At 40.0% G+C, this 12,296-nt stretch carries 14 protein-coding genes; 8 read left to right on the top strand and 6 right to left on the bottom strand.

Annotated elements, in window-relative coordinates; translation table 11 throughout:
- Window positions 1-2: 2 nt before the first annotated feature.
- Entirely contained in the window at window positions 3-893 is an 891-nt protein-coding gene (gene rsmH, locus KJA62_RS02625) for a 16S rRNA (cytosine(1402)-N(4))-methyltransferase RsmH (protein ID WP_281412401.1), read from the bottom strand.
- A gap of 310 nt (window positions 894-1,203) precedes the next feature.
- Here rsmH and KJA62_RS02630 point away from each other — a divergent pair, with 310 nt between their 5' ends.
- The 4 genes from KJA62_RS02630 (at window position 1,204) to KJA62_RS02645 (ending at window position 4,290) form a co-directional block, all read left to right on the top strand.
- Window positions 1,204-1,746, top strand: a complete 543-nt coding sequence (locus KJA62_RS02630) for a DUF5399 family protein (RefSeq protein ID WP_213318475.1) — start codon at window positions 1,204-1,206, stop codon at window positions 1,744-1,746.
- A gap of 4 nt (window positions 1,747-1,750) precedes the next feature.
- A complete protein-coding gene (locus KJA62_RS02635; RefSeq protein WP_213318476.1) occupies window positions 1,751-2,188 on the top strand; it encodes a CDC27 family protein in 438 nt (145 codons plus the stop codon).
- 124 nt (window positions 2,189-2,312) lie between these two features.
- Window positions 2,313-3,662, top strand: coding sequence for a chromosomal replication initiator protein DnaA (gene dnaA, locus KJA62_RS02640; protein WP_213318477.1), 1,350 nt, complete (start codon window positions 2,313-2,315; stop codon window positions 3,660-3,662).
- Window positions 3,663-3,684: 22 nt separating this feature from the next.
- The gene (locus KJA62_RS02645) at window positions 3,685-4,290 is read left to right on the top strand and encodes a bactofilin family protein (protein ID WP_213318478.1); all 606 of its coding nucleotides are present in this window, start codon (window positions 3,685-3,687) and stop codon (window positions 4,288-4,290) included.
- Between the two features lie 9 nt (window positions 4,291-4,299).
- Here the strand turns inward: KJA62_RS02645 and KJA62_RS02650 are convergent, their stop codons facing one another.
- Window positions 4,300-4,908, bottom strand: a complete 609-nt coding sequence (locus KJA62_RS02650) for a hypothetical protein (protein ID WP_213318479.1) — start codon at window positions 4,906-4,908, stop codon at window positions 4,300-4,302.
- Window positions 4,909-5,043: 135 nt separating this feature from the next.
- On the opposite strand from KJA62_RS02650, the gene KJA62_RS02655 reads away from it, so the two are divergent.
- Genes KJA62_RS02655 through nqrE form a run of 4 tightly spaced genes read left to right on the top strand, consistent with a single transcriptional unit; the run spans window position 5,044 to window position 8,971 of the window.
- A complete protein-coding gene (locus KJA62_RS02655; RefSeq protein ID WP_213318480.1) occupies window positions 5,044-6,555 on the top strand; it encodes a Na(+)-transporting NADH-quinone reductase subunit B in 1,512 nt (503 codons plus the stop codon).
- Window positions 6,555-7,520 carry an NADH:ubiquinone reductase (Na(+)-transporting) subunit C gene (nqrC, locus tag KJA62_RS02660; RefSeq protein ID WP_213318481.1) on the top strand — a complete coding sequence of 322 codons (966 nt, stop codon included), beginning with the start codon at window positions 6,555-6,557 and terminating at the stop codon, window positions 7,518-7,520. Before KJA62_RS02655 ends, nqrC begins: the two co-directional genes overlap by 1 nt.
- Complete coding sequence (gene nqrD, locus KJA62_RS02665) at window positions 7,507-8,151, top strand: NADH:ubiquinone reductase (Na(+)-transporting) subunit D (protein ID WP_213318482.1); 645 nt, start codon at window positions 7,507-7,509, stop codon at window positions 8,149-8,151. The genes nqrC and nqrD overlap by 14 nt, the downstream gene beginning before the upstream one ends.
- A 7-nt stretch (window positions 8,152-8,158) precedes the next feature.
- On the top strand, window positions 8,159-8,971 hold the full coding sequence (nqrE, locus tag KJA62_RS02670) for an NADH:ubiquinone reductase (Na(+)-transporting) subunit E (RefSeq protein ID WP_213318483.1): 813 nt from the start codon (window positions 8,159-8,161) through the stop codon (window positions 8,969-8,971).
- Here nqrE and KJA62_RS02675 read toward each other — a convergent pair.
- The 4 genes from KJA62_RS02675 to KJA62_RS02690 form a co-directional block, all read right to left on the bottom strand.
- Entirely contained in the window at window positions 8,968-9,258 is a 291-nt protein-coding gene (locus KJA62_RS02675) for a hypothetical protein (RefSeq protein ID WP_213318484.1), read from the bottom strand. The two genes, nqrE and KJA62_RS02675, sit on opposite strands and share 4 nt — an antisense overlap.
- Before the next feature lie 91 nt (window positions 9,259-9,349).
- Window positions 9,350-9,658: a hypothetical protein gene (locus tag KJA62_RS02680; protein WP_213318485.1), complete on the bottom strand. Its 309-nt coding sequence runs from the start codon at window positions 9,656-9,658 to the stop codon at window positions 9,350-9,352.
- A 59-nt stretch (window positions 9,659-9,717) separates the two neighbouring features.
- Window positions 9,718-10,080 carry a glycine cleavage protein H-like protein gene (locus KJA62_RS02685; protein ID WP_213318486.1) on the bottom strand — a complete coding sequence of 121 codons (363 nt, stop codon included), beginning with the start codon at window positions 10,078-10,080 and terminating at the stop codon, window positions 9,718-9,720.
- Between the two features lie 23 nt (window positions 10,081-10,103).
- A complete protein-coding gene (locus tag KJA62_RS02690; RefSeq protein WP_213318487.1) occupies window positions 10,104-12,209 on the bottom strand; it encodes a hypothetical protein in 2,106 nt (701 codons plus the stop codon).
- Window positions 12,210-12,296 lie beyond the last annotated feature (87 nt).

Here is a 12,296-nt window from a genome sequence, read left to right on the forward strand (position 1 = left end):
AATCAACTTTTCTCAAAACACCGCAATTTTGCTGACCGAGACCTCGGATTTCTCCGAACTTCCTCCCTAGAAGGCATGATTACCTTCTTGGTGACGACAAAACCCACCCCCTTCTTTTCCGCCTCCCTAAAAAAGTTCTTTACAGGACGATCTTCTGAACTGCAAAAGGAAATTATGACCATCCTACCTCCTGGAGAAAGGACATCCGTGGATAGAGAAAGCAAAGAATTCAGCTGTTCCCATTCGTTATTCACATAAACACGAAGCGCTTGAAAAAGCAATGTTAAAGGATGGATTTTTTTTCTTAATCTGTAGGAAGGAAAAACTTTTACTGTAGCTTCTTTCAAATCATTGACTGTCAAAATCTTCTTCCTTTTTCGATAAGCAACTATGGCTTTGGCTGCATTTTTCCACGAAGGTTCTTCTCCATACAGACGAAAAATATCCCCTAACTCCTTTTCTGTCCTACCATTTAGTACGTCTGAGGCTGTCTCCCCTCTTGAGATGTCCATACGCATATCCAAAGGAGCATCCCAACGAAAACTAAATCCTCGATGAGGATCATCTAGTTGCATGGAAGACATTCCCAAATCTGCCAACAATCCATCAATACTGTTGCTTTTTAAATGATCTCTCAGCTCCGAAAAAGAAGCTTTGCACAGGGAGACTCTGTTGGAAAATTTCTCCAAACGTTGAGATGATATCTCTAATGAGGAAGCATCCCTATCAAATCCCTTGTACTCTTTAATGCTAGTGAATTCTGTCAAAAAAGCTTCAGCGTGCCCTCCAGCTCCTACGGTTACATCACAAAAAACTTCTGGACTCTTCAAAGAAAAACAATCCAGACATTCTCTGACCATTACCGAAACATGAGGAAATTCTGTCGAATTCACGTAAAACCTTTGCCTAAATAAACAAGAACTTCAAAAAAGACACACCTGGCATATTAGCGTCAAAGTAGACTTTTTGAATAACGAGTGTACTTAATAGGATAGGATTTGAAAAGAGAAAACAAATCTTTTCATTACTATCTATCACATCAAAAACTAAAGAAACAATTTAATTTCCATAAAAACTAAAACAAAAAACTATAACACCAAAAACAAGATGTTGACTTTTTCTATCCTGAATATATCATCTAGTTTTGTGTGACCGAAAGTTTGAAAACAAAAACCTCCAGAATTCTTATAGAGCAGGTGCGTCGTGGTTGAAATTTTTAATTATAACACCTCAGTATATGAGAGATATGCATCCGAAACAAAAATTATCAATGACTTTCGCAAAGAGTTAAATCTAGATGCCACCTTTATTCGGGACGTTGCCGGTCATACCAGGATTTTAGATTTCACTCCTAAACCTTCAGCATTGACAACTCTCATGGGATTGGATCAGAAGACCCAATGGGCGTTCTTTTCCCCTCCCCCAGGGTATTTTAAACAACGTTTTTCCACTCCTTACATTGCACCTTCGCTAGGGTCTTCCGATAATCAAGATGCTGATATGGAAAAAATTTCTTCTTTTCTTAAGATCTTGACTAATGGAAGATTTGACTACAAAAGCCGGGTCAATGGATCCTTCGATCAGCAAAACCCTGGTGACCACGAAGACGATGAAAATGACGAAGAGGAAGATCCTAAAATCCAGGAAGGGAAAACCCTTTTGAAGGCTTTAGATTTTGGTGTAAAGTCTTCCAATGTCATGATCGACTACATAATTTCTCGTATTTTCCAATTTGTTCAAGGGTAAGGTTATGATCGATAACGAATGGAAAGCTATTTTAGGATGGGAAGATGACCACTTGGAAGAACTTCGGATTGCTGGGTACTCCTTTTTGCGACAAGGTCACTACAAGAAAGCCTTACTATTCTTTGAGGCATTAGTTATTTTAGATCCTGTCAGTGCCTATGATCACCAAATTTTAGGAGCCCTTTATCTACAGCTGGGGGAAAACCAGAAGGCTCTTGAAACACTAGATAAGGCCCTGCGCCTCAAAGGCGATCATCTTCCAACACTTATTAACAAGACGAAAGCTCTTTTCTGTTTGAACAGAACAGCTGAAGCAGCTGCCATTGCCAATTATCTAAAGACATGTCCAGATTCCGTCATAGCCAATGATGCCGAAGCTTTGTTAATGAGTTACGTTAAGAAAGATAGTCAAACTAAGAAAGTTCCTGTTCTTTCTGCCTAACTCTTTTTCACAAAATTATTGATTGCTTATCAAGCCCAGTGGTACATTGGCATTTCCGTTCGCTTGGAAGTCTTATACCTTTGCGGGCGAGCCGACCTTCGTATTTTTATCTGAAGAGAGTATCATGTTAACTTGCAACGAGTGCAGCACCTGGGAGCAATTTGTCAACTACGTCAAGACACGTTGTTCAGACACAGCTTTCGAGAATTGGATAGCTCCCATCCGAGTTTTAGAAGAAACTTCAACTCTAATACGTCTTGAAGTTCCAAACATTTTCGTCCAAAACTATCTCTTCGATAATTACAAAAAAGATCTTTGCTCTTTTGTTCCTGTAAATGCTGACGGGGAACCAGCTCTTGAATTTGTGGTGGTTGAAGCTAAGAAAGTTTCCATTTCTACCAGCGAGTCCGCACCTGTTACGAAGAATCCTTTTCAAGAAGAACTCTCTAAAGATTTCGAACTAAAACTCAATTCTTCCTACAAATTTGACAATTTTATTGAGGGTCCTTCTAACCAGTTTGTAAAATCAGCAGCTGTAGGCATCGCCAACAAACCAGGCAAGTCCTACAACCCCTTATTTATTCATGGTGGTGTAGGTCTGGGTAAGACGCATTTGCTTCACGCTATCGGGCACTACGTTCGCGAAAATCACAAAAAGCTTCGCGTTCACTGCATAACAACAGAAGCTTTTATCAATGACCTTGTACACCACTTAAAAGCTAAGTCCATAGATAAAATGAAAAATTTCTATCGCTCGTTAGATCTGTTACTAGTTGACGATATCCAGTTTCTTCAAAATCGACAAAATTTTGAGGAAGAGTTCTGTAATACTTTTGAATCTCTCATCAATATGAGCAAACAAATTGTTATCACTAGCGATAAACCACCCAGCCAATTAAAACTCTCAGAACGTATAATAGCTAGAATGGAATGGGGTCTCGTGGCTCATGTAGGAACTCCTGATTTAGAAACTAGGGTGGCTATTTTGCAGCACAAAGCTGAACAAAAAGGCCTGTCCGTGCCCAGCGAGGTAGCTTTCTTCATAGCCGATCGCGTGTATGGTAATGTACGTCAGCTGGAAGGCGCCATTAATAAACTAACTGCTTATTGTAGAGTCTTCGGTAAGCCTATAACAGAAGAAATTGTTCAGGATACTTTAAAAGAACTTTTTAAAGCTCCAGCAAAACAAAAAGTATCCGTAGAAAGCATTCTGAAAAGTGTATCAACTGTATTCCAAGTAAAAACACAAGATTTAAAGGGAAATTCTCGGACAAAGGAATGCCTATTAGCTCGACAAGTTGCCATGTATCTCGCAAAATCCTTGATCTCGGATTCTCTTTCTGCTATAGGGTCCGCGTTCGGAAAAACTCACTCAACAATTTTATATGCCTGTAAAAATATTGAACAACGTATCGCTGAAGACGACACTCTAAGACGACAAATAAATATCTGCCGCAGTAACATAGAGGCTTAATTTACTAAGAATGGAGAGACGTATGTTTCGGAGAACGACAAAAGGGTCTTTTGAGGATGTAACCACTCTGTATGAGGAGGATCCTTCATTAAGAAAAAAATTCTCTCCACATTATCAACAGGAGAATCGCATAGATGCTGCGGGATTGTATGAAGCTCCAAAATCTGTGGACACCACTTCCCACGCTTCAGTGTCTCCTATGGCTCAAGAGGAAACGACAAAGTGGTGTCCTTCGCCAGAAGAATCTGTTTCCATGTCTTTTAGGGAAGAACCAGAAACAACTCTAGGTGAAGGCGTGTCATTTAAAGGTGAATTGGTTTTCGAGAAGTTACTTCGTATTGATGGAACTTTCGAGGGCAAACTTGTCTCCGCGGGGAAAATCATCGTAGGCCCCACAGGCAAAGTAAAAGCTGATATTGATCTTGGAGAGGCCATCATTGAAGGCGTTGTAGAAGGCAATATTACAACCAGAGGAAAAGTTGAAGCCCGAGGTGAAGCCGTTATTATCGGAGATATCTCCGCCTCTTCGCTCTGTGTCGATGAAGGTGTTTCTATTACTGGTTACGTGTGCATCTCTCGCCCAGAATCTCCAAACACAGAGGACTCCAGTGATCAACAAATCTATTAGACAATAAAGTCAAAATATTGAAAGGCAAAACATATTTGTTTCAGAAAATTTTCTGAGTTTTTTGATGAGGAGCTTTTTCTCTTTTTCGGAAAAGGCTTCCGAACACACGAGCACTAATACTTTTTTCTTCTGTGAAATTTGATGAAGATTCTTTCGACGCAGAAAGAAAATTTTCCCTTCTGCGCCGTAATTTTTGGCAATCTGCTTCGTAGCTTGCCTGACAAGATCCGAAACTCCTCTCCAGTTGTGTGTCTCCACTCCTACAACAACTTCCGGATAAAAGCCTTCCATATTCACTCTGCGAATCATTGCTTCTATTAAAAAGTTTTGAGCGACTATTTTTCCCCTGCAAGCACTGAAAAGCATACGTCGTAGTACAGGAGAAAAAAGGAACATAGACCTCCAAAAACAAGACCTAAACGGTGTCAAATAACATGCACACTCAGATCCTTTAATTACTTCGGAAAAACATTGTAAACAACGTCCTTTCGAAGAAATGAACTGGAAAGATGCGAGGCAAGAAGGACATACAATATCCTCGCTACTCAAACGACATCCATAGCAAGTAACTGGGAAAAAAAAACGTATAAGATAAGACAATAGAGAAAACTTTGTCATTAGCATCCCTGACTCTATAATAGCGCCTAAAGGCCCCTTAATAAAAAAATCATTGGAAATTTCTATTTCTAAAATCCGAATAATTTGTTACGTTGTTGTTGTTTCTTTAGATAAAAGATACCGCATATTCGTTGCATGTTACGAAGATTTTTGGACTATTCGTTTCGTTTTGTTGAGAAAGACAAATTTAAGAAGTTTTTCCCTGTAGTAGATGCCTTAGACACGTTCTGCTATGAACCAACTCACCCTTGCTCTTCTCCACCCTTCATCAGAGACTCTGTGGACGTCAAACGGTGGATGATTATAGTCGTTTTTGCATTAATGCCAGCCATTTTTATGGCTGTTTGGAATTCGGGTTTGCAGCAAGTGGTCTATCTCTCAAAAAGTGCAAATCTTATGCAAGAGTTTATACTCTCCTCTAAAACCTTTTGGGGAGCTTTTTCTTTTGCTCTTCATCAGGGGATTTTTCTAAAGATTATACTCAAAGGTTTACAACTTTTCATCCCTTTGGTTGCTATTACTTACATAGTCGGAGGAACGTGCGAAGTCCTTTTTGCTATCAAAAGGAAACATAAAATTGCCGAGGGTTTGCTCGTCACAGGTATCCTCTATCCTCTGACTTTACCTCCTACAATTCCTTACTGGATGGCGGCCCTGGGAATTATTTTTGGTGTCGTTTTTGCTAAAGAGGTTTTCGGTGGCACGGGAATGAACGTTTTAAACCCTGCTCTTTCTGCACGAGCTTTCTTGTTCTTCACTTTCCCTGGTCGCATGACAGGGGACGTGTGGGTTGGCGGGGATCCTTCCTCCATCAAAAATAGTTTACATATCATGAACACAGACGCTCACAAGGCTATTTTCGATGGATTTTCCCAAGCCACCTGCTTGCAGACACTAAGCTCCACATCCTCTCTGATCAAACGTATTCATGTGGATACCATCGCCACTAATATCATGGAGACCTCTTCAGTTCCTACGATAGAATTTATCAAAGAGAAATTCGCTTTATGGAGTGAAAATCATCCTGGCGCTGTTTTAGGAAAATTATCCATTACTCAGCTGCAGGAGTTTCTTTCTACCCCCCTTTCTGAGGGAGGCTTAGGGATGCTTTCTTCTCAATTCGATTCTGCCTACGCAGCTACAGATCTTATCTACGGGACCGGCAAGTTTTCTTCCTCAAGCCTTTTCTGGGGCAATATTTTAGGAGCTTTTGGGGAGACTTCAACCTTTGCTTGTTTACTAGGGGCCCTCCTTTTAATCATAACAAGAATTGCCTCCTGGAGAACGATGTTGTCTTGTGTCCTAGGAGCTTTTCTTACAGCCTGGCTCTTCAAGCTAGGAAGTATTCTATTCTTTGATGGCTATGGCGCCTGGGCGCCGGCAAAATTTTTTATTCCTGCCTATCGGCACTTGTTTATGGGTGGACTAGCCTTTGGTTTTATCTTCATGGCTACAGATCCAGTGTCTTCCCCATCTATGAAGCTGGGCAAATGGCTTTACGGAGCATTCATAGGATTTTTGACAGTGTTTATACGTTTAATTAATCCCGCATATCCAGAAGGAGTCATGCTAGCTATCCTATTGGGAAATGTGTTCGCTCCTCTATTTGACCACTATGCTATACGGAGATATCGAAAGAGAACGTAATGAAAAAGTTAGCCGTTAACAGCACCAAATACACTGTTCTTTTTATTCTTAGCATAAGCCTGTTTAGTGGGATTCTTCTTTCTATCCTAAATTTAGTGCTTACTCCTTATAAAGAACGGGCAATTCTCTTTGATAGAAATAAACAAATGTTAATGTCTGTCAAAATATTGGATTGTAAAAGCCGTTTCCAAGTTGCTGGGAAAAAAGGTTCTTTCTCCCCGGCAATCTATAACAAAGAAACCCAAGTATTAGAGAAAGCTAAGTCCCCCACACATCCCGTATCTCCGCTCACTTTAGAAGCTTTTTCCACTAGATTTGTTCGTCCTTTCTTTGCTGATAGATCTGGAAAAATTTTTTCCCCTGAAGAAAAAAATATCAACATTACCAGCTTTGAAAGAGAGTTTGCTGATTCTCACCTGTTCTTACAGCCTCTACTCCTTTTCTATGCTGTCCTAAAAAATTCCCCTAAGATAGGTGCTATGACTAGTCAGCAAGTCATAGATGATCCTTCTGTGATAGCTTCTTTGATTATTCCCATCTCTGGTTTTGGCTTATGGGGGCCCATATACGGTTTTCTGGGAGTTCTTAATGACGGGAACACTGTGCTAGGAACAACGTGGTATAAGCAGGGTGAAACCCCTGGATTAGGAGCTAACATATCTAGCCCTTCGTGGCAAGAGCAATTTTTCGGAAAGAAAATCTTCCATGTGGTCTCTCCTGATATTTCAGATCTAGAGAAAGTTACCATGGGACTCGAAGTTGTTAAAGGGAGTGCAAAAACTGTTTATGGAAACTCACCTAAGTTTTACTCCGCTGTAGACGGGATCTCTGGAGCTACATTAACCTGTAACGGAGTAACAGAAGCTTTTGAGCGCTCCCTTCTTCCTTATCGAGGACTTCTATTGTTTTTTAATCATTTGCAACAAAGTAATTCTAAGGGCATGAGCAAAAATGGTAAATCCTAGACGATCATACAAGAGTTATTTCCTCGATCCCCTGTGGAATAATAACCAAATCTTAGTTTCTGTCCTGGGAATATGCTCTTCGTTAGCAGTAACAACAACCCTAAGTACCGCTATTACCATGGGAATTGCTGTTAGTTTTGTTTCTGCATGTTCTTCTTTCTTTGTATCTTTGCTACGCAACTACACCCCTAACAGCGTAAGAATGATCACGCAACTCATTATTATTTCATTGTTCGTCATAGTTATAGACCAATTTCTACAAGCTTTTTTCTTTAATATTTCTAAAACTCTGTCGGTTTTTGTAGGCTTGATTATCACTAATTGTATCGTCATGGGTAGGACAGAAAGCATGGCTAAAAATGTCCCTCCAATTCCTGCTTTCCTCGACGGTCTTGCATCAGGTCTCGGTTACGGTGGAGTTTTAATTTCTGTCAGTGTTATTCGAGAATTTTTTGGATTTGGCACACTTATGGGTTTCCAGCTCATCCCCTTATCTTGGTATGCTTCAGATGCTCATCCTAGCGCATATCAAAATATGGGTATAATGGTCCTAGCTCCTTCCGCATTTTTTATTTTGGGAACTATGATTTGGTTAATGAATATCTACAGGTCTACTAAAAATAAGGGATGATAACAGCATGCTAATGGGAGATTATTCTTGGTTGGGACTTTTTGGAATTCTTATCCAAGCTATATTTATTCAAAACATTCTGCTGTCGAACTTTTTGGGCATGTGTAGCTACTTGGCTTGTTCAGCTAAAGTATCCACTGCTAACGGGCTGGGAATGTCCGTAGCATTAGTATTAACACTGACGGGAAGTATAAACTGGCTAATACATAGTTTCATCACAGGGCCAGGAGCTTTCTCTCGGTTTTCTTTTTTACCATCCACGCTAATCTCTATTAACTTATCCTATTTAGAGTTTATTGTATTTATCGCTGTTATAGCTGCTTTTACTCAGCTTTTAGAAATTATTCTAGAAAAGATCTCCCATAGCCTCTACTTGTCCTTGGGCATCTTTCTCCCTCTCATAGCCGTTAATTGCGCAATTCTTGGGGGTATTTTGTTTGGGATTACTAGGAATCTTCCATTTCTTCCAATGGTCGTCTTTTGCTTTGGCTCTGGTGTTGGCTGGTGGCTGGCTATCGTACTACTCGCTGCTATCAACGAGAAACTTACTTATTCCAATATTCCTCAAAATCTCAAAGGCATGGGCATAGCCTTCATCACAACAGGCTTGATGGCCATGGCCTTCATGGGTCTAACGGGTATAGAACTGACAAAGCCTTCTATAGAACCAGAAAAAGCCCAAGAGAGTACAGTCTCTCTCTTTTATAAAAAACCCGCTTCGCCTAACGAACCCTCTAGGTTATCTAAAATTCAAAAAATGCTGACCCAAAACGCGAAGAGAAAACCCGCGCAAAAGACAGTCAGCGACAAACAATACTAACTCAAACATCTAAGCATCAAACACTTGCGAAGAAAAAGAGCCAAAGCCACGCCGGCAATAAAGAACGACACGACAACCATAGCTCTTAAACAGAAACCAACCGCAACCCCGAGGAGAAACATTACTAAAAACAGATAGAATAGAGTAACCAGAAGGGCTATCGCGAAACTCCCCACACGGAAAACCACTCCTTGATCCCTCCTTAAGGAAAGAGCCTCAAGCAAACCCTCATTTGGCAAGAAGACGGAGCCAGGAACATTTGTTATATTACCACTTTCAGCAAACATAAAACGGCAAATACCAATAGAGTCTCACACTACTCCCTTTCCCAGTCTCCGTTCTTCAATAATCCAACTCTGGGACAGCTTTAACTCCCTCTTAAGACTGCGATTTCTTTTCTACCAGTAACGACCGGGCTCTCTGACTAGCTAAAAGAGCAGCTATCGAAAGTCCCAATAAAACCACAGACGAAAGCATAGCAAAAACTAACGCCATAGTCTGCGTCGACACTGTAGAAGCCACAAACAACCCAAAGGCAAGCAAAGCTATCGTCATAACACTCACTAACGAGGCCACTAAAGAAAGATTCCTTGCTTTGCTAGATAAAGTCTTCGCCGAAGTCGTCACAGTAGCAACAACCGTCGCCGAATTTTCCAAACTTTTCGAAGTAGAAACTGGAGAAGTCATAAACCAACCTCAAAAAACTTGCAAGAGTGTACTAAAGAACAGAATTTTTTCTCAAAGACTCAATCACCAGAAGACTCATACTTTTCTCTGGAAAGAAAGTTATCAGGATTAAAAGATTTTGTTAACTTTAAAACCACTAACCAACCCTCACCCTCAGGACTAGAGTTGATAAGATCTGTATCCTCCTTCAGGGCCTCATTAATCTGTAAGACAACTCCTTCCAAAGGTGTAAGCACCTCTATAGCAGCCTTTGACGACTCTAAAAGAGCTAAAACGTCTCCGCTTTTCAGTTGCTTTTCCAAGGAAGGAAGGTCTACGTGTATAATCTCCCCCAAATTTTTTTTCATAATAATGCTTAATCCCATCTTCACGACATCTGAGTGTATGGGAGAAATCCAAACATGATTTTCTGAAAAATACACCTTTCCTCCTACTTAATCATCCGTTATCTTTTGCATACCAAACTGACAAGGTAATCCCCTAAGACCTCATTAGCAAGCTGTTTTTCGACTAAAGTTAATTGCTCTACTTCTTCTACAGACTTTCCCTGAAATGCTTCATGAACAACGTAGTAGTAAACTCCCTCTTTGTCCCTTACCTTCACTGGAGAAGAATTACCTATGTACTTCTCCATTTCTGAAAAAGTATCAGGAAAAGGTGGATCCGTGCGATACACCTTCATGTGAACTTTTTCTGGCAACCAGTTAATAGTCCCAGTACGAACTGACCCCATTCGATGTTCTTCCAAAATTGGTGACATTCGTTTCAAAATTCGAACGCTCTCTTTATCTTCTTGATAACGCAACGACAAAACTTCTAAAAGTTCCTGCATAGGCGCTAATCCTTTATGATCAGCTACGATTGTTTTCAAGATATCCTTGCGGAAAGCTTCTTTAAAAGAGACTATCTCCTCCTGATCGAAACGTTCTTCTACTTCAAATGCGTAGTAAATATTCCCATCCTGGGTAAAGCAAGGAATGCTATCTGCTTCCATTAGCACCTTTGAAAGTGCCGCTCCATCTGAAATACCTTCTAAAGAAAAATCTTTTCCAAAAGAAAGGAAAATCTCTTTTTGAATTTTCTCTTTGCTTGCAAGGACTTTCGCTACCTCATGCGGTCTGGAACGAATAATTTCTTTCTTAGAAAAGTTATCTACCTTCGAACGAGTTTCTGCATCCAAAGTTTTCAAATCAATTTTGAAAGAAGTAGAATCTTTGTCAAAGTTATCTGAAAAGTTATTGAAAATTGCAGGAAATTCTGCGGACAAAACAGCACTATTCTGAGGATCCCTTTGCCAATCTCTAATTTCGGATACAGATAATTTCGGCTCCATCTCTTTGGCAGATGATATAGAAGAGTAAGAAACAATAAAACGCCTTCCAACCAATCTACTCTCTTTAGCTTTCACACTTTTCACTGGTAGATAATAGGATGGAATATCTAAAACATTCTTGCTTGGAATGGCTGTTAATCGTAAGTAAGTTTCAAACGCCTCTAAGTCCGCCCTAGAATGAAATATCAGCTCTTTGGGAAACCGATAACAATCTAAAAGCATATGATCTTTGCTCTTAGCAAAAAACTCCCTAAACGGCTCGTAATCAAACGAAAACGACCCTTTAACTTGATTTAATCCCCTTTGAAATTCAATGATATATTTGTATGCAACAAGAAACTCTTTTAAAGGGACGTTGTAAGCCGACAAATAACAAGAAATAAAATTATCCAGCGATGAGCAATCTTTTTTACCAACAAATTCATAAGCTTCCTTTGCTCTTATAAGAAACTCTCTTTCCACCTCTTTTTTGGAAACCGACAATCCTTTACTTTCACAGAAAGAAGCAAACTTAACCACAACTTCCGATAACGCATTTATAAATGGAGTTCCAAACCAATCAGAAACATTGCTATACCCAAACAGTTTGAAGGTCTTATCCTTAGCTGCTAGAGGGTCGTGAGGAAGAGCATAGGTTCGACGCCTATATTCTGCCATGTCCCGAAGTAAGGTGTATGGGAATCTTTTCTCTTCAGCAAATAAAGAGACCCTCGCTTCATAACCCTCTTTAGAAGAAGGATTTTTTATACTCTTGAATTTATGAAAAGCCAGTGATAACGTCGGAGCTGAAGATTTCCATATTTCCTCTGAAGAAATAAATGGTGCATCAAATCTACGATAGGGTTTGTACTCAATCTCTTTAGCAAAAGCAGGGAAACCTTCCTTAGAATAAGTGGCTAAAAAAAGCGCCTCTCCAATTTTTGAAGTCAGTATCTCTCTAGTAACAAAGTTATCATTGAGGAAATTCCATCCCGTCGATCTACCAGAAAAAGGTGTTGACTCCCTAGCTAGATAATTAGCAATTATATGCAAAGTCCTATGTGAAATCTTTATCCCTTCTGGAGTCACAAGGGCCGTCCCTCGTCTAACCGGCACCATATCTCTCTTAGAACTATTACGCCCTAGGTAACTAAGCGAGACTCCAAAACCAGAAACCCCCATTGCAGCAACCATTAGCACCACAACAAACTTCCGGTTCTTATAGAAAAAAGACAACACGAACTCCCTCCGCAATAATACTCTATAGGAATGCCGAGTGTAATCTATGAGCAATAATTAAGAAAAGGAATGCTGCTAAAAAACGAA

The sequence above is a fragment of the Chlamydiifrater volucris genome (assembly GCF_902806995.1).
GTDB classification, from domain to species: domain Bacteria; phylum Chlamydiota; class Chlamydiia; order Chlamydiales; family Chlamydiaceae; genus Chlamydiifrater; species Chlamydiifrater volucris.

Coding starts and splice junctions, on each gene's coding strand:
- KJA62_RS02635 (WP_213318476.1), top strand. CDS start 1,751: ATGATCGATAACGAATGGAAAGCTATTTTAGGATGGGAAGATGACCAC.
- dnaA (WP_213318477.1), top strand. CDS start 2,313: ATGTTAACTTGCAACGAGTGCAGCACCTGGGAGCAATTTGTCAACTAC.
- KJA62_RS02645 (WP_213318478.1), top strand. CDS start 3,685: ATGTTTCGGAGAACGACAAAAGGGTCTTTTGAGGATGTAACCACTCTG.
- KJA62_RS02650 (WP_213318479.1), bottom strand. CDS start 4,908: ATGACAAAGTTTTCTCTATTGTCTTATCTTATACGTTTTTTTTTCCCA.
- KJA62_RS02655 (WP_213318480.1), top strand. CDS start 5,044: ATGTTACGAAGATTTTTGGACTATTCGTTTCGTTTTGTTGAGAAAGAC.
- nqrC (WP_213318481.1), top strand. CDS start 6,555: ATGAAAAAGTTAGCCGTTAACAGCACCAAATACACTGTTCTTTTTATT.
- nqrD (WP_213318482.1), top strand. CDS start 7,507: ATGGTAAATCCTAGACGATCATACAAGAGTTATTTCCTCGATCCCCTG.
- nqrE (WP_213318483.1), top strand. CDS start 8,159: ATGCTAATGGGAGATTATTCTTGGTTGGGACTTTTTGGAATTCTTATC.
- KJA62_RS02675 (WP_213318484.1), bottom strand. CDS start 9,258: ATGTTTGCTGAAAGTGGTAATATAACAAATGTTCCTGGCTCCGTCTTC.
- KJA62_RS02680 (WP_213318485.1), bottom strand. CDS start 9,658: ATGACTTCTCCAGTTTCTACTTCGAAAAGTTTGGAAAATTCGGCGACG.